Below are 18956 nucleotides of genomic sequence, written 5' to 3'. Positions count from 1 at the left end.
GACTAGCTGAATTCCTTGTCGATGAAATCGAAGAGATCATCGTCGGTGTCGCCGATGAGCCGCTCCTCCGCCGGCTCCTCCGGGGGAGCGAGACGGGCGAGCAGCGCCTGGAGGTGCGCGGTGATCCCGGCCTGGGCGATCTCGCCCGCGGACATGGCCGCCAGGTGCAGCTCCAGGCGGTCGAGGTCGGCCAGCGCGGGGGTGCCGCCGGAGCCGTCGCCGGTCAGCTGGGCCGACAGGTGCCCGGCCAGGCCGAGCGGCGACGGATAGTCGAACATGACCGTCGCGGGCAGCCGCAGCCCGGTGGCCGCGCCGAGCCGGTTGCGCAGCTCGACCGCGGTGAGCGAGTCGAAGCCGAGCTCCATGAACGGGCGGCCCGGCTCCACGGCGGCGGCCGCGGCGTGCCCGAGCACCCCGGCCACGTGGGTGCGGACCAGGTCGAGCACCAGCCGGTCGCGTTCGGCGTCGGGCAGCCCGGCCACGCGGTCGCGGAACCCGGCGGTGGTCGCCCGCTTCCTGACCGGCCGGGCCAGGCCGCGCAGGATCGGCGGGGCCTCGTCGGCCGCCCCGGCCGCGATGCGGGCCGGGACGAGCAGCGCCCGGTCGGAGCCGAGGGCGGCGTCGAACAGGGCCAGGCCCTCCTCGGTCGTCAGCGGGGCGACCCCGGCGCGGGCCATGCGGGCGAGCGCGGCGTCGTCGAGGTGGCCGGTCATGCCGCCCGCCTCCTGCCGCCACAGGCCCCAGGCCAGCGAGAGGGCCGGGAGCCCCTGCGCGCGCCGGTGCTCGGCGAGCGCGTCGAGGGCGGCGTTGGCGGCGGCGTAGTTGGCCTGGCCGACCGCGCCCATGACGCCCGCGAGCGAGGAGAACAGCACGAACAGGCGCACGTCCCCGGCGAGTTCGTGCAGGTTGCGGGCCCCTTCGAGCTTGGGCCGCAGCACCCGGTCGAGCTGCTCGCCGGTCAGGTTGGCGATCACGGCGTCGTCGAGGACCCCGGCCGTGTGGATCACCCCGTCGACGGGGTGGCGGGCCAGCAGGTCGGCCAGCGCGGCCCGGTCGGCGACGTCGCAGGCCGCGATCGTCACCGCCGCGCCCAGCGCGGTCAGCTCGCTGTGGAGGTGGGGGGCGTGGCCGGTCCGGGAGACCAGGACGAGGTCGCGTACACCATGGTTGCGGACGAGGTGGCGGGCCAGGTCCGCGCCGAGCGCGCCCGTGCCGCCGGTGATGAGGACCCGGCCGGAGACCTGGCCGGGGGCGGCGGTCGCGCGGGCGAGCCGGGGCACGAACGCCGCGCCGTCGCGGAAGACCACCTGCGGCTCCCCGGCCGGGATCGGCCCGTCGCCGTCGACCAGCACGAACCGGCCCGGGTGCTCCGACTCGGCGGCCCGGACGAGCCCCCAGACGGCGGCGGCCTCCAGGTTCCCGGCGAACGCGCCCTCGGTGGCGACCACGAGCGGCCCGTCGTTCTCGGTGAGCGTCCAGCGCCGCACCTCGGCGAGCGCCTCGTGCGCGTCGGCCGGGCGGACCGTCTCGGCCGTCAGCGCGGGCGCGGGCCCGGCCGGAACCCAGTCGACCTGGAACAGGGCGTCGGGGGCGGCGATCGGGCGCAGGGCCAGCGCGCCGACGGAGACGACGGGCCGTCCGGTGTCGTCGGCCAGGTCGATGGCGTAGGTGTCGTCGGCGGTCCGCGCCAGGCGGACCCTGGCCGCCGTGACGCCCCGGGTGTGCAGGGAGACGTCGGTCCAGGAGAACGGCAGGCGGGCCGGGCCGCCGGTGACGGCGATCGTGTGCAGGGCGGCGTCGAGCAGGGCCGGGTGGAGGCCGAAGCCGCCCGCCTCGCCGTCGAGGGCGACCTCGGCGAACAGCTCGTCCTCGCGCCGCCAGACGGCCTGGAGTCCCTGGAAGACCGGGCCGTATTCCAGCCCGGCGGCGGCGAGACCGTCGTACACGCCCTCGATCGGGACCCGTTCCGCGCCGGGCGGCGGCCAGGAGGTCAGGTCGGCGCCGATGCCGTCGGCCGCCGGGGCGACGACGCCGGTGGCGTGCCGGGTCCAGTCGCCGCCGTCGCGGGAGTGGATCGCGACCGCGCACCGCCCGTCGCCGTCGGGCGCCTCCTTCGTGATCTGGATCTGTACGGCTCCCGCCTGAGGCACCACCAATGGCGCCTCCATGGTCAGCTCCTCCACGAGGTCGTCGAGCAGCATCTCGACCAGCGCCGCGCCCGGGACCACGGCCTGCCCCATGACGAGGTGGTCGGCCAGCCACGGGTGGGCGGCGAGCGACAGGCGTCCGCCGGTCACGGTGCCGCCGCCCGCGAGGTCGATCGGCGTGCCGAGCAGCGGGTGGGACCCGGGGGCGGTTGCCTCCCCTCCCCCGGCGGGCCAGAAGGCGGTCCGCTGGAAGGCGTAGGTCGGCAGGTCGACGCGGGCCGACGGGCCGGCGGGCCAGGAGACGGCCACACCGTGGACGTGCAGGGTGGCCAGGGCGGTCCGGAAGACCTCGGCCTCGTCGCCGTCGCGGCGCGCGGTGGGCACCAGCAGCCCCGGCTCGTCGAGGCAGTCGGCCGCCATGGCGGTCAGCACGGCGTCCGGCCCGACCTCGACGAACGCGTGCCCGGCGAGCCGGGTGACGGTGTCGTGGAACCGCACGGTGTCCCTGACGTGGTCGACCCAGTAACCGGCGTCCCGGCCGCCCTCGATCGGGACGACCGGCTCGTTGTAGGTGAGCCCCTCGCAGACCTGGCGGAACGCGTCGAGCATGGGCTCCATCAGGCGGGAGTGGAAGGCGTGCGAGACCTTGAGGCGCTTGGTGGTGGCGAACCGCGCGGCCTCGGCGAGCACGGCGTCCTCAGGTCCCGAGATGACCACGGACCGAGGGCCGTTGACGGCGGCGATGTCGACATTTCTCGAAATTTCGCCCGGCGCGGCCTGTATGGCGACCATCGCCCCACCGGCCGGAAGCGCCTGCATCAACGAAGCCCGCGCCTTCACCAAGGTGCAGGCGTCGTCCAGGGACAGAATGCCCGCGCAGTGCGCAGCGGCGATCTCCCCGATGGAGTGACCCGCCACCACATCAGGCCGCACCCCGAACGACTCCAGGAGTCGGAACAGCGCCACCTCGAACGCGAAGATCGCGGGCTGCGCCACCCCGGTCTCGTCGAGGCCCGCCCCGGTCAGAACGGCCTCCACCACGTCGATGTGGCGGTAACCCGAGTCGGCGAACCCGGCTTGCCCGGACCCGCCCGCGTCAGAGGACCCGGCTTTCCCGGATCCCGCCGCGATCACCGCGAGGCGATCGCTGACCAGGTCGAATGCTTCCGCGAACACCGGGAAGGCCTCGTACAGACCTCGGCCCATGCCCGGCCGCTGCGACCCCTGGCCCGTGAACAGGAAGGCCAGTCGCGTGTCGGGACGCACCCGCCCCCGGACCAGGCCCGGCGCTTCGCCGCCCGTGGCGAGGACGTCGAGCAGGTCGGCGCGGCCGGCCGGGACGGCGGCGCGGTGTTCGTGGTGGGCGCGGGTGGTCAGCAGGGCGTGGGCGATCCCGGCCGGGGACGCGTCGGCGGGCAGGTGGTCGCGCAGGCGGGCGGCCTGGGCGCGGAGCGCCTCGGGCGAGCGGGCGGACAGCAGCCACGGCACGTCGGGGGACGCCGCCTCCGCCACGGAGGCGGGCGCGGGGGGCTCCTCGATGACGGCGTGGGCGTTGGTGCCGCTGAAGCCGAACGACGACACGGCCGCCCGGCGGGGACGCCCGGTCTCCGGCCAGCCGACCGCCTCGGTCAGCAGCTCGACCCGGCCGGCCGACCAGTCGACGTGCGGGGAGGGCTCGTCCACGTGCAGGGTCGCGGGCAGGACGCCGTGCTTCATGGCCATGACCATCTTGATCACGCCGCCGACGCCCGCCGCCGCCTGGGTGTGGCCGATGTTCGACTTGAGCGAGCCGAGGTGGAGGGGGTGTTCGCGGGTCTGGCCGTAGGTGGCGATGACGGCCTGGGCCTCGATGGGGTCGCCGAGCGTCGTGCCGGTGCCGTGGGCCTCGACGGCGTCGACGTCGGCGGGGGTCAGCCCGGCGTTCTCCAGCGCGGCCAGGATCACCCGTTGCTGCGAGGGGCCGTTGGGCGCGGTGAGGCCGTTGGACGCGCCGTCCTGGTTGACCGCCGAGCCGCGCAGCACCGCGAGCACCGGGTGGCCGTTCCTGACGGCGTCGGAGAGCCGTTCGACGAGCAGCATTCCGGCGCCCTCCGACCAGCCCGTCCCGTCGGCCCCGGCCGCGAAGGAGCGGCAGCGGCCGTCGGCCGAGAGCCCGCGCTGGCGGCTGAAGTCGAGAAACGCGGTCGGGGTGGCCATCACGGTCACGCCTCCCGCCAGGGCCATCGTGCACTCGCCGCTGCGCAGCGCCTGGGCGGCCCAGTGCAGGGCGACCAGCGACGACGAGCACGCGGTGTCGACGGTGACGGCCGGGCCCTCCAGCCCGAAGACGTAGGAGAGGCGGCCGGAGACGACGCTGGCCGCGTTGCCGGTGCCGAGGTAGCCCTCGCTGCCGTCGGGCAGCGCCGACAGCCGGGAGGCGTAGTCGTGGTACATCACGCCGGTGAACACGCCGGTCCGGGAGCCGCGCACCGCGCGCGGGTCGATCCCGGCCCGCTCGAACGCCTCCCAGGAGGTCTCCAGCAGCAGTCGCTGCTGCGGGTCCATGGCCAGCGCCTCGCGGGGTGAGATGCCGAAGAACGCCGCGTCGAAGTCGGCCGCGTCGTGCAGGAAGCCGCCGTGGCGGGTGTAGCTCTTGCCGGCCTTGCCGGGGTCGGGGTCGTACAGGCCGTCGACGTCCCAGCCCCGGTTGGCGGGGAACTCGGTGATGCCGTCGCGGCCCTCGCCGACCAGCCGCCACAGGTCCTCGGGGGAGGCGACCCCGCCGGGGTAGCGGCAGGCCATGCCGACGATCGCGATCGGCTCGTCGGCCGCCGCGTCGACCTTCGCGCGGGCGCGCGGCCGTGATTCGCCGAGCAACTGCTTCTTCAGGTACGCCGCCAGCAGCTCGGCCGTCGGATAGTCGAAGACGAGCGTGGCGGGGAGGCGCAGCCCGGTCGCCGCATTGAGCCGGTTCCGCAGTTCGACGGCGGTCAGCGAGTCGAACCCGAGCTCCCCGAACGCCTGGTCGACCCGGACGACGGCCGCGTCCCGGTGCCCGAGCACCAGCGCGACCTGGGCCCGGACCAGGGCGAGCAGTTCCTTCTCCGCCTCGGCCTCGTCGGCGGGCAGCCTGACGAGCGCGTTCCCGGTCGCGCGGCGCGGCCGGACCAGGCTCCGGAGCAGCGCCCCGGCCACCCCTCCCCCGGCGGCCAGCGCGGCCGGGTCGAGCCTGGCCGGGACGAGCACCGCCTCGCCGGAGGCGATCCCGGCGTCGAACAGGGCGAGCGCCTCGTCGTCGGTGAGCGGCGCGATGCCGGCGCGGGCGATGCGCTCGCGGTCGTCGGCGGTCAGCGTGCCGGCCATGCCGGACTCCCACAGCCCCCAGGCCAGGGAGACGGCGTGCCGTCCGGCCGCGCGGCGCTCTTCGGCGAGGGCGTCGAGGGCGGCGTTGGCGGCGGCGTAGTTGCCCTGCCCGGCCGCGCCGAGCACCCCGGCGATCGAGGAGAACAGCACCAGGAACCCGTCGCCGGCGAGGTCGGCGAGATGGCGCGCGGCGTCGGCCTTGGGGCGCATGACCCGCGCCAGCCGCTCGCCGTCGAGCTGCTCGACCACTCCGTCGTCGAGGATCCCGGCCGCGTGGACGACCCCGGCGAGCCGCCTGCCCGCCAGGACCATGGCCAGGGCGGCGGTCAGCGCGTCGCGGTCGGCGACGTCGCAGGCGACGACCGTGACGTCGGCGTCGACCCCGAGGTCCACGGCGCCGCCCGACCGGGAGAGGAGGATCAGCTCCCGGACGCCGTACCGCTCGGCCAGGTGCCGGGCGACGATCCGGCCGAGCGCGCCGGTCCCGCCGGTGACGAGCACCGGCCCGTCGCCCACGGTGAACTCCCCTGCCGGGACGGAGGCCCGGACCAGCCGGGGCGCGTGCGCGACGCCGTCGCGGAAGGAGATCTGCGGCTCCCCGGCCGGGATCGGCCCGTCGCCGTCGACCAGGACGAACCGCCCCGGGTTCTCGGTCTCGGCCGACCGCACCAGCCCCCAGACGGCGGCGTCGGCGCTGTGCACCGCGAGCGCGGCCGTGGTGCCGAGCGCCAGTCGTTCCTGTACGACCGCCAGCGCCTCCCGGGCGGACCCCACCGTCACGTGGTCGGCGTCGGCGGTCTCGCCGGTGACCGGCGTCCAGGTCAGCTTGTAGAGGGAGTCGACCGGGCGGTGGGTGAGCGCGCGCAGCGTGAGCGACCCCACGGTCGCGACCGGGCGGCCGTCCTGGTCCCACAGGGTCAGGCCGATCGTGTCGCCCTCGGCGCGGGTGAGACGTACCCGCAGAGAACGCGCGCCCGCCGTGTGGATCGACACGTTCGACCAGGAGAACGGCAGGCCGGCGAGGTCGTCGAAGAGGGCGACGCCGTGCAGGGCGGCGTCGAACAGGGCCGGGTGGAGCGCGTAGCCGTCACCCGCCGGGAGGGCGACCTCGGTGTAGACGTCGCCGTCGCGCGACCAGGCGGCGGTGACGCCCCGGAAGGCCGGGCCGTAGTCGAGGCCGCCGCGCGACATCCGCGCGTAGAGGTCGTCGACGTCGATCGGCTCGGCCCCCTCGGGCGGCCAGACGCCGATCGGGGTGCCGTGGGGGGCCTCGGCGGCCAGCAGGCCGGTGGCGTGGCGCGTCCACGGGTCGTCGTCGGAGGTCCGGGAGTGCACGGTCACCGTGTTGCGCTCGGAGACCGCGACCTGCACCTGCGCCGCGCCCCGCAGGTACAGCGGCGTCTCCAGGGTCAGCTCCTCGACGAGCGCGCAGCCGACGTGGGCGGCGGCGTGCAGCGCCAGTTCGGCGAGGGCCGCGCCGGGCACCACGACCTCCCCGCCGACCGTGTGGTCGGCCAGCCACGGGTGCAGGCGCGTCGACAGACGCCCGGTGAGGATCAGGCCGCCGTCGGCGACGGCCACCGACGCGCCGAGCAGCGGGTGGCCGGGCGCGCCGAGCCCGGCGGCGGTGACGTCGCCGCCGCCCGCCGGGGCCTCCAGCCAGTAGGACTCGTGCTCGAACGGGTAGGGCGGGAGCGCGACGCGGCGTCCGGCCGAGGGCCAGGCGACCGGGACGCCGGCGGTGTGCAGCCGGGCCAGCGCACCGACCAGGACGTCCCGCTCGGGCCGTCCCCTCCGCGCGGTGGGCACCCCTCCGGGCACCAGCGCGGCCAGCACCGCGTCGGGCCCGACCTCGACGAACGTGGTCACCCCCGCGTCCCGCAGCCAGTCGGCGGTCTCGGCGAAGCGCACGGTGCCGCGGACGTGCCGCACCCAGTAGCCGGGGTCGGTCACGCCGGCGAGGCCGGGCCCGGAGACGATCGGGATCTCCGGCTCGTGGAACGTGAGCCCTTCGACGACCTGCCGGAAGTCGTCGAGCATCGGGTCCATCAGCCGCGAGTGGAAGGCGTGACTCGCGACGAGCCGCTTGGTCCTGCGCCCCAGCGCGGCGAGGCGCGCGGCCTCGGCCGCCACGGCGGCCTCCGCCCCCGCGATGACCACTGCCTGCGGCCCGTTGATGGCGGCGATGTCCACGTCAGGCGAGATTTCGTGAGACGCGGCCTCGACGGCGGCCATCGCCCCACCGGCCGGAAGCGCCTGCATCAACGAGGCCCGCGCGTTCACCAGCGCGCAGGCGTCTTCCAGGGAGAGAACCCCCGCCACATGAGCGGCGGCGATCTCACCGACGGAGTGCCCGGCCAGGTGGTCCGGCCGGACCCCGAACGACTCCAGCAGCCGGAACAGCGCCACCTCGAACGCGAAGATCGCCGGCTGCGCGACCCCCGTCTCACCGAGCCCCGCAGCGGTCGACACGGCGTCCAGCACATCGACGGGGCCACCCGCGCCGATCGAACCCGCGTCCGCCGCTCCACCAAGGCCGTGACCCGCGCCAGTCGAGTCGGTGTCCGGCGAGTCGACGGTGCCGTGACCCGTGGTGGCCCCACCGGTCTGACCCGATCTCCGGAACCCGGCCCCGTCCGATGTCGCGGCCGCTGCCGTGAGGCGGGCGCGGACCTGGTCGAAAGCCTCCGCGAAGACGGGGAAGGCGTCGTAGAGCTCGCGGCCCATCCCGGCGCGCTGAGAACCCTGGCCGGTGAAGAGGAAGGCGACCTTCGGGTGGCCCGCCGTGCCGGTGACGAGGTCGACGTGCTCCTCGCCCTGAGCCAGGGCGGCGAGGGCGGCGCGGGCCTCGGCCGGGTCGAGGGCGGTGACGACGGCGCGTTCGGCGAGCAGCGGGCGGGTGGTGAGGGTGTGCGCGACGTCGGCCAGGTCGGCCTCCCCGTCGAGCACGCCGCCGAGCCGGGCGGCCTGGGCGCGGAGCGCCTCGGGGGTCTTGGCCGAGAGGAGCAGGGGGGTGCCGGGTGCGGAGACGGCGGTGGTCTCGGGGGCCTGCTCGATGATCGTGTGGGCGTTGGTGCCGCCGATGCCGAACGACGAGACGGCCGCGCGGCGCGGCTCTCCCGTCTCGGGCCAGGGGGTCGACTCGGTGAGCAGTTCGACGGCCCCGGCCGTCCAGTCGACGTGGGGTGAGGGCTCGTCGACGTGCAAAGTCCTGGGCAGGACGCCGTGGCGCATGGCCATGACCATCTTGATGATCCCGGCGGCTCCGGCGGCGGCCTGGGTGTGGCCGAGGTTCGACTTGACCGAGCCGAGCCGCAGCGGATGGGCGCGTTCGCCGCCGTAGACCTCGATGAGGGCCTGCGCCTCGATGGGGTCGCCGAGCACGGTGCCGGTGCCGTGGGCCTCGACGGCGTCGACCTGGTCGGGCCGCAGCCCGGCCCCGGCGAGGGCCTGCCGGAGCACCCGCTGCTGCGACGGCCCGTTGGGTGCGGTGAGGCCGTTGGACGCGCCGTCCTGGTTGACCGCCGAGCCGCGCACGACGGCGAGCACCTCGTGGCCGTTCCTGACCGCGTCCGACAGCCGCTCGACGAGCAGCATGCCGACGCCCTCGGACCAGCCGGTGCCGTCGGCCCCGGCCGCGAACGACTTGCACCGTCCGTCGGCCGCCAGGCCCTTCTGCCGCGAGAAGTCCACGAACGTGGACGGGGTGGCCATCACGGTCACGCCGCCCGCCAGCGCCATCGTGCACTCGCCGCGCCTGATCGCCTGGACGGCCAGGTGCAGCGCCACCAGCGACGACGAGCACGCCGTGTCGACGGTGACCGCGGGCCCTTCGAGCCCGAAGGTGTACGCGATCCGCCCCGACGCCACGCTGCCCGAGTTGCCGGTGCCGAGATACCCCTCCACCCCTTCGGGGAGGGCGGGCAGCCGGGAGGCGTAGTCGTGGTACATGATCCCGGCGTACACGCCGGTGGAGGAGCCCTTGAGGGTCGCCGGGTCGATCCCGGCCCGCTCGAACGCCTCCCACGAGGCCTCCAGCAGCAGCCGCTGCTGCGGGTCCATGGCCAGCGCCTCGCGCGGGGAGACGCCGAAGAAGGCCGCGTCGAACCCGGCGGCGTCGTGCAGGAAACCGCCCTTCTTCGTGTACGTCCTCCCGGCCACCCCGGGGTCGGGGTCGTAGAGCGCGTCCACGTCCCAGCCTCGATTGACGGGGAAGTCGGTGATGCCGTCGCGGCCCTCGGCGACCATCCGCCACAGGTCCTCGGGCGACCGGACCCCGCCGGGGTAGCGGCAGCTCATGCCGACGATGGCGATCGGCTCGTCGGTGCCGTCGACCGCCCGCGTCTCGACCCGCTTCCGGGTGCCGGAGAGCTTCTCCTCCAGGTGGGCGGCCAGGGCGGCGGGCGTCGGATAGTCGAAGACGAGGGTGGCCGGGAGCCGGATCCCGGCGGCGGCCGCCAGCCGGTTGCGCAGCTCGACGGCGGTCAGCGAGTCGAACCCGAGGTCGGAGAAGGCCCGGTCGGGCGGGATCTCGCCGCCGTCGCGGTGGCCGAGCACGAGGGCGACCTGGGCGCGGACGAGCCCGAGCAGGTCGTCGGCCGACGGCGTCTCGACGACCTGGCGGCGCGCGGGGCGCACCAGACCGGAGAACAGCGCGCCGGGCACTCCCCCGGCGGCGTGCAGCAGCTTCGCGTCGAGCCGGGCCGGGACCAGCAGCGCCCGGTCGCTGACCAGGGCGGCGTCGAACAGGGCCAGGGCTTGCCCGGCGGCCATCGGGGCGACGCCGTTGCGGGCGATGCGGGCCCGGCCGGCCTCGTCCAGGGCGGCGACCATGCCGTGGTCCCACATGCCCCAGGCCAGCGAGACCGCGTGGCGGCCCTGGTCGCGGCGGCGGGCGGCCAGCGCGTCGAGGGCGGCGTTGGCGGCGGCGTAGTTGCCCTGCCCGGCCGCGCCGAGCACCCCGGCGACCGAGGAGAACAGCACGAACAGCGGCACGCCGGGCAGCAGCTCGTCGAGATGCCGGGCGGCGGTGACCTTGGCGGCCAGGACGGCGTCGAGCCGTTCGGGGGTGAGCGCGGACACGAGCCCGTCGTCGAGCACCCCCGCCGCGTGGATCACCCCGGCGACGTTCTCCCCGGCGAGCAGCGCCGCGAGAGCGTCCCTGTCGGTGACGTCGCAGGCGGCGGTCCGCACGCCGGGCCCGTCGGGCCCCCGCCCGCTGCGGGAGACCAGCAGCAGGTCATCGGCCCCGTGGACGTCGACGAGATGCCGGGCGACCAGGCCCGCCAGCGCGCCCGAACCACCGGTGATCACGATGACGCCCTCGGGCAGGACCACGTCCGCCCTCGGCGCGGCCACCGGGACCAGCCGGGGCGCGAGGACCTTTCCGTCCCGGACGACCACCTGCGGCTCGTCCTTCGGCACCGGGACCTCGACCGGGCTGTCGACCAGGGCGAACCGGCCCGGGTTCTCGGCCAGCGCCGAGCGCACCAGCCCCCAGGCCGCGGCCTGGTCGGGATCGGTCTCCGCGCCGTCGGTCAGCAGGGCGAGGGTGCCCGTGCGGGGCAGCCAGTCGTGGATGAGCGCGAGCGCCTCGTGCGGGGTGCCGACGCGGGCGGTGGACGCCTCGGTGTCCTCGGTGACGGCCACCTCGGCCCAGTCGACGCCGAACAGGCTGCCCGCGAGCGTCGTGCCGCCGATCTGCTCGGCCGTGACCGGGCGGAGCATCAGCGCGCCGACGCTCGCGACCGGTCCGCCGTCGAGGTCGGTGACGTGGAGGGAGACGGCGTCGGCGCCCGCCGGGGAGATCCGCACCCGCAGGGCGCGGGCCCCGGTCGCGTGCAGGGCGACGTCGTTCCAGGAGAACGGCAGGTGCCCCCGGGACGGGTCGCGGACGAACCCGCCCAGGCCGATGGCGTGCAGGGTCGCGTCGAGCAGCGCCGGATGCAGCCCGAAGCCCCTCACGTCGACGTCGTCGGGCAGCGCGACCTCGGCCCAGACGTCGTCGCCCGCCCGCCAGGCGGCGGTGAGCCCCTGGAAGGCCGGGCCGTAGCCGAGCCCGACGGCGGCGGCGTCCTCGTACAGGGAGGTGATGTCGACCGGATCGGCGTCGGGCCTGCTCTCGGCCCGCGGCCCGGCCACCCCGGCGGACAGGACACCCACCGCGTGGCGGGTCCACTCGGCCGTGTCGTCGCCCCGGGAGAAGACCGCCACCTCGGAACCGGTCACGGTCACCTGGACGGCCACCCCGCCGCGCTCGGGCAGGATCAGCGGCGCTTCGAGGGTGAGCTCGTCGAGCACCCCGAACCCCGCCTGGTCGCCCGCCCGGATCGCGAGCTCCACGAACGCGGTGCCGGGCAGCAGGATCCGGCCGTGGATGACGTGGTCGGCCAGCCAGGGCTGCGTCTGCGCCGACAGGCGGCCGGTGAACACGGTCCCGCCCCCGGCGAGCGCGACGGCCGCGCCCAGCAGCGGGTGCTCGGCGGCGGCCAGGCCCAGTCCGTGGACGTCACCCGCGCGCACCGTCGGAGCGGGCCAGTAGCGGCGGCGCTCGAAAGCGTAGGTGGGCAGCTCGACCCGGGGCCCCGCCGGATAGACGGCGGCCCAGTCGACCGGCGCGCCGGAGACGTGCAGCCGGGCGAGCCCTTCGACGGCCGCGCGGGCCTCCCGCCCGTCGCGCACCAGCGGGATCCACTCGTGGACGCCCTCGACGCACTCCTGCCCCATCGCGGTCAGCACCGCCTCGGGACCGATCTCGACGAACCGGGTGACCCCTTCGGCCTCCAGCCAGGCGATGCCTTCGGCGAACCGGACCGCGTCACGGACATGGCGCACCCAGTAGTCAGGCGAAGCGACGTCGGCGAGCTCACCCGAGACGATCGGAATTCGGGGCTGGTGGAACGTCAGCCCCTCCACGACGTGACGGAAGTCCGCCAGCATCGGCTCCATCAGCGAGGAGTGGAAAGCATGGGACACCGCCAGACGCTTGGTCTTGCGCCCCATCTCGGTGAACCGCGCGGCCTCGGCCTCGACATCGGTCTCCGGCCCGGAGATGACGACCGCCTGCGGCCCGTTGACGGCAGCGATGTCGACATTTCCCGAAATTTCGCCCGACGCGGCCTGTATGGCGACCATCGCCCCACCAGCCGGAAGCGCCTGCATCAGCGCACCCCGCGCCTTGACCAGCGTGCACGCGTCCTCCAGGGACAGCACCCCGGCGACGTGCGCGGCGGCGATCTCACCGATGGAGTGCCCGGCCAGGAAGTCGGCCCGCAGGCCCCACGACTCCGCCAGCCGGTAGAGGGCGACCTCGAAGGCGAACAGCGCGGGCTGGGTGATCTCGGTCTCGTCCAGCCGCTCGCCGGACGCAATGGCAGCGGCCAGGCCCGAACCGGTGTCGAGCTGGGCGCAGACCGTGTCGAAGGCCTCGGCGAACGCCGGGAACGCCGCGTGCAGCTCGCGGCCCATCCCCGCCCGCTGGGCGCCCTGACCGGTGAAGAGGAAGGCCGTGCGGCCGGCGGTGGCCGTACCGGAGAGGACGGAGGGTGCGGCGCTGCCGGTCGCGACGGCGGCCAGCCCGGCGCGGAGCTCCTCCTCGGTGGCCCCGACGACGACGGCGCGCTCGGGGAGGGCGGCGCGGGTGGTGGCCAGCGCGCGGGCGGCGGCGACCGGCTGACCTTCGCCCAGCGCGGCGGCCACCCGGGCGGCCTGCTCGCGCAGGGAGGTCTCGGTCGAACCGGAGACGGTCCACGCCATGGGGCCGTCGAAAGCGGGGGCCGCGACGGGCTCCGAGGGAGGGGCCTGCTCGATGATCGTGTGGGCGTTGGTGCCCGAGATGCCGAACGACGAGACGCCCGCGCGGCGCGGCTCGCCCGTCTCGGGCCAGGCGGTCGTCTCGGTGAGCAGTTCGACGGGCGCGGCCGACCAGTCGACGTGGGGAGTGGGGGCGTCGACGTGGAGGGTCGGCGGGATGAGGCCGTGCCGCATGGCCAGCACCATCTTGATCACCCCGGCCACGCCGGCCGCCGCCTGGGTGTGGCCGATGTTCGACTTGACCGAGCCGAGCCACAGCGGGCGGTCGCGGCCGGGCCCGTAGGCGGCGATGAGGGCCTGCGCCTCGATCGGGTCGCCCAGGGCGGTGCCGGTGCCGTGCGCCTCGACGACGTCGACCTGCCCGGCGGCCAGTCCGGCGGAGGCGAGCGCCTGGCGGATGACGCGCTGCTGCGACGGCCCGTTGGGCGCGGTGAGGCCGTTGGACGCGCCGTCCTGATTGACGGCCGAACCCCGGACGATCGCGAGCACCTCATGGCCGTTGGCGCGGGCGTCGGAGAGCCGCTCCAGCACCAGCATGCCGATGCCGTCGGAGAACCCCGCGCCGTCGGCCTGGGCCGCGAACGCCTTCGAGCGCCCGTCGGCGGCCAGCCCGCGCTGGCGGGAGAACTCCAGGAACAGGCCGGGCGTGGCCATCACGGTCACGCCGCCGGCCAGCGCCAGGGAGCACTCGCCCTGGCGCAGCGCCTGCGCGGCCATGTGCAGCGCCACCAGCGACGACGAACAGGCGGTGTCGACCGTGACGGCCGGGCCCTCCAGCCCGAGGCTGTAGGAGACGCGTCCCGACAGGACCGACGCGGTGTTGCCGGTGCCGACGTAGCCCCCGTCGGCCTCGGGCCCGTCGAGCAGCAGGTTGACGTAGTCCTGGCCGTTGGTCCCGGCGAAGACGCCGGTGGCCGACCCCTTCAGCGACAGCGGGTCGATCCCGGCCCGCTCCAGCGCCTCCCACGACGTCTCCAGCAGGAGACGCTGCTGCGGGTCCATCGCCAGCGCCTCACGCGGCGAGATCCCGAAGAACGCCGCGTCGAACTCGGCCGCCCCGTCGAGGAAACCGCCTTCGAGGGCGTGCGAGGTCCCGGCGAGGGCGGCGAGGTCCCAGCCCCGGTCGTCCGGGAAGGGGCCGATGGCGTCGCCGCCGTCGGCGAGCAGCCGCCACAGGTCCTCGGGCGACCACACGCCGCCGGGGAACCGGCAGCTCATGCCGACGATCGCGATGGGGTCGCCGCCGGCGGCGCTGATCGGGGCGCTCTCCTGGACGGTCTCGCCGCCGACCAGCTCGTCGGTCAGGTGCCGGGCCAGTGCCGCCGGGGTCGGGTAGTCGAAGACCAGCGTGGACGCCAGCCGCAGCCCGGTGGCCGCGCCGAGCCGGTTGCGCAGCTCGACGGCGGTGAGGGAGTCGAAGCCGAGCTCCTTGAACGCCCGGTCGGCCGCCACCGCGTCCCGGCCGGTGTGCCCGAGCACCCCGGCGACGTGGGTGCGGACCAGGTCGAGCAGCCGCCGCCCGGCCTCGGCCGCCGGGAGCCCGCGCAGCACGGAGACGGCGTCGTCCTCCCCGGCAGCCTCGGGGGCGGCGGCGAGGATGCGCCGCATCTCGGGCAGGTCGGTGAGCGCGGGGATGGGCCGGGCCGAACGGAAGATGTGGGTGAGGCCGTCCCAGTCGATGTCGGCGACTGCGAGGAACGTCTCGTCGGCGTCGAGGGCCTGGCCGAGGATCGTGAGGGCCGCGTCGGGGTCGAGCGGCTTGGCCCCGCGGCGCTTCATCTGCTCCTCGACCACGCCGTGGTCGGCCATGCCGCCGCCGCCCCAGTGGCCCCAGCCGATCGAGGTGGCCTTGAGCCCGAGGGAGCGGCGGTGCAGGGCGAGGGCGTCGAGGAAGGCGTTGCCGGGGGCGTAGTTGCCCTGCCCGGCGACGCCGAACGACCCGGCGAAGGAGGAGAAGAGCACGAAGAACTCGACGTCGCCGGCGAGTTCGTGCAGGTTGACGGCGGAGTCGGCCTTGACCCGCAGCACCCGGTCGACCTGGTCGAGGGTGAGCTCGTCGACGACGGCGTCGTCGAGGATCGCGGCGGTGTGCACGACGCCGGTCACCGGATGCTCGGCCAGCAGCGCGGCGAGCTGGTCGCGGTCGGAGACGTCGCAGGCCACGACGGTCGCGCCGAGCTCGTCGGCCAGTTCGGCGGCCCCCGGCGCGGCGGGCCCCGAACGGCTGACCAGCAGCAGGTCGGTGGCCCCGCGCTCGTGGAACCAGCGGGCCACCTTCGCGCCGAGCGCGCCCGTGCCGCCGGTGATGAGCACCGTGCCGGAGGGCATCGCCACCGGCAGGTCGCGCCGCGCGGCGGGCGCCCGGGTCAGGCGGCGGGCCGCGATCCCGGTGTCCCGGATGACGAGTTCCTGCTCGGCCGACTGGGCGAGCACGGAGGCGAGCCGTCCGGCGGCCCGGTCGTCGAAGGTCCCGGGGATCTCGACGACGCCGCCCCAGCGCTGGAGGTGCTCCTGGGCGACGACCCGGCCGAAGGCCCAGACGAGCGCCTGCTCCGGCGCGCCGCCCCGGGTGACGCACCACAGCGGGGCGTCGATCCCGGCCGCCCCGAGGTCCTGCACGAGCCGCAGGTTCGCGGCGAACGCCGTGGGCGTCGAGGGGTGGCCGGGCTCGCGGGAGTCGTCCAGCGCGGCGAAGGAGACGACCCCGGCGAGGTCGGCCGGGGCGTCGGCGAGGTCGCCGGTCACGAGGCGGACGTGCCGCCCGAGCGCGTCGAGCAGGTCAGGGGTGCCGCCGACGACCAGGAAGGTCCCGGCGGGGCGGCCGGTGAACGCGACCGGCTTCCAGGTGACGTGGTAGCGCAGCGCGTCGGTGACGCCCGCCTGCCTGCGGCGGCGACGCCACTCCGACAGCGCGGGGAGCGCGTCGCCGAGGCCGTCGGTGACGTCGACGTCCATGGCGGCCAGCGCGTCGAGGTCGGCGGTCTCGACGGCGTCCCAGAAGGCGGTGTCCTCGGCCGCCACGACGGGCTCGGCCGGGGTCGGCCAGTAGCGGCGGCGCTGGAACGGGTAGGTCGGCAGGTCGACCCGCGCGCCGCCGTGGAAGGCCGCCGTCCAGTCGACCGGCACCCCGGCCGCCCACGCCTCGCCGAGGGAGGCGTAGAACCGGGCGAGCCCGCCCTCGTCCCGGCGGAGCGTGCCGACGACGGTGACGTCCTCCAGCGTGTCCTGGATGCCGGCGACGAGCCCGGGATGGGGGCTGACCTCGACGAACGTGGAGTAGCCCTGGTCGGCCAGGGCCCGGATCGACTCGTCGAGCCGGACGGTCCGCCGCAGGTTCTGGTACCAGTACTCGCCGTCCATGTGCGAGGTGTCGAGCCACTCGGCGGTCACCGTCGAGAAGAACGGCACCTCGGAGGCGCGCGGCGCGATCCCGGCCAGCCGGGCCAGCACGTCCTCGCGGATCTCCTCCACATGGTGCGAATGGGAGGCGTACCGCACCGGCAGGACCTTGGTCCGCACATCCAGCCGCTCCCGCAGCTCCTCGATCGCCTCGATGTCCCCCGCCACCACCACCGACGACGGGCCGTTGACCACGGCGACGCACAGCCGCTCGTCCAGGTCCAGCGCCGAGGCGGGCAGCGCGACGGTCATCATCGCGCCGCGCCCGATGATCGGCTGGAGCGCCCGGACCCGTAAGGCCACCACGGTGGCGGCGTCCTCCAGCGACAGCGCCCCCGCGACGCAGGCGGCGGCGATCTCCCCCTGCGAATGCCCGATGACGGCGGCGGGCGTCACGCCGTAGGACTTCCACAGCTCGGCCAGCGACACCATCACCGCCCACAGCGCGGGCTGCACGACCTCGTCATGGTCCAGCGCGCCGTCCCGCACCACGTCCAGCAGCGACCACTCCACATGCGGGGCGAGCGCCTGGGCGCACTCGGCCATCCGCGCCGCGAACACCGGGGAGGTGTCCAGGAGTTCGGCCGCCATGCCGACCCACTGCGACCCCTGGCCGGGGAAGACCATCACCACGCGGCCGTCGCCGGGCCCGGTCACGCCCCGGGCCACCTCGGCGTCGCCGATCACCACGGCGCGGTGGTCGAGCACGGCCCGGGTCGTCACCAGCGAGTAGCCGACGTCGGCCACCGGGGCCTGGACGCCGCGCAGTCCGGCCGTGATCTCGCTGAGGGCCTCGGGCGATCCGGCCGACACGACCAGCGGCACCACCGGCCCGGCGACGCCGGGCTGGGCGGGTTCGGCGGGCGGCGCCTCCTCGATGACGGTGTGGGCGTTGGTCCCGCTGAAGCCGAACGACGAGATCCCGGCCCGGCGCGGGCGCTCCCCCGCCGGCCACGGCACCGCCTCGGTCAGCGGCTCGACGGCCCCGGCGGTCCAGTCGACGTGCGGGGACGGCGCGTCGACGTGCAGAGTCTTGGGCAGCAGGCCGTGGCGCAGCGCCATGACCATCTTGATCACTCCGGCGACGCCGGCGGCGGCCTGGGTGTGGCCGATGTTCGACTTGACCGACCCCAGCCGCAGGGGCGTCTCCCGGTCCTGGCCGTAGGTGGCGAGCAGGGCCTGGGCCTCGATCGGGTCGCCGAGGGTGGTGCCGGTGCCGTGCGCCTCGACGGCGTCGACGTCGGCGGGGGTGAGGCCCGCGTTCTCCAGGGCGGCCCTGATGACCCGCTGCTGCGAGGGGCCGTTGGGCGCGGTGAGGCCGTTGGACGCGCCGTCCTGGTTGATGGCCGAACCCCGGACCACCGCGAGCACCGGGTGGCCGCCCGCCAGCGCGTCCGACAGCCGCTCCACGAGCAGCACGCCGACCCCTTCGCCCCAGCCGGTGCCGTCGGCCCCGGCCGCGAACGCCTTGCACCGGCCGTCGGGCGCGAGGCCGCGCTGCCGGGAGAAGTCGATGAACGCCCCGGGCGTCGACATGATCGTCACCCCGGCCGCCAGCGCGAGGGAGCACTCCCCCGCCCGCAGCGACTGCACCGCCATGTGCAGCGCCACCAGCGACGCCGAGCAGGCCGTGTCGACGGTGACCGCCGGGCCCTCCAGGCCGAAGGTGTAGGCGATGCGGCCGGAGACGATGCTGGCCGCGTTGCCGGTGCCGAGGTAGCCCTCGACGTTCTCCTCGCCGTCGAGCAGGAGGTTGACGTAGTCCTGGCCGTTGGTGCCGACGAAGACCCCGGCGCGGCTGCCCTTCAGCGCGCCCGGGTCGATCCCGGCCCGCTCGAACGCCTCCCACGAGGTCTCCAGCAGGAGACGCTGCTGCGGGTCCATCGCCAGCGCCTCCCGGGGGGAGACGCCGAAGAACTCCGCGTCGAAGTCGGCCACGCCGTCGAGGAAGGCGCCCTCGCGGGCGTAGGACGTGCCGGGCGCGTCGGGGTCGGGGTCGAACAGCGACTCCAGGTCCCAGCCCCGGTCCTGCGGGAAGCCGGTGACGGCGTCCGCGCCGTCGGCGACGAGCCGCCACAGGTCCTCGGGCGAGCGGACCCCGCCGGGGAACCGGCAGGCCATCGCGACGATGGCGATCGGTTCCCGGGCGGCCTCGACGAGGCGCCGGTTCTGCCGGCGGAGCCTTTCCGTCTCCTTCAGTGAGGAGCGCAGGGCCTCGACGACCTGGCGATCGGACGTAGTCATCATCTGCTCCAC

Annotated in this window: 1 protein-coding gene; it reads right to left on the bottom strand. The window is 75.5% G+C overall.

Annotated elements, in window-relative coordinates; all coding sequences use genetic code 11:
• Positions 1-2 precede the first annotated feature (2 nt).
• On the bottom strand, positions 3-18944 hold the full coding sequence (locus AW270_RS40905; protein ID WP_245674512.1) for a type I polyketide synthase: 18942 nt from the start codon (positions 18942-18944) through the stop codon (positions 3-5).
• Positions 18945-18956: the final 12 nt, after the last annotated feature.

This window comes from Herbidospora cretacea (genome assembly GCF_001570605.1).
Taxonomy (GTDB): Bacteria; Actinomycetota; Actinomycetes; order Streptosporangiales; family Streptosporangiaceae; genus Herbidospora; species Herbidospora cretacea.
Note: the sequence above shows the minus strand (reverse complement) of the source record. Positions and strands in the feature narration are given on the sequence as shown.

Bases quoted from the DNA above. Each gene is read 5' to 3' on its own strand.
- AW270_RS40905 (WP_245674512.1), bottom strand. From the start codon at position 18,944: ATGACTACGTCCGATCGCCAGGTCGTCGAGGCCCTGCGCTCCTCACTG.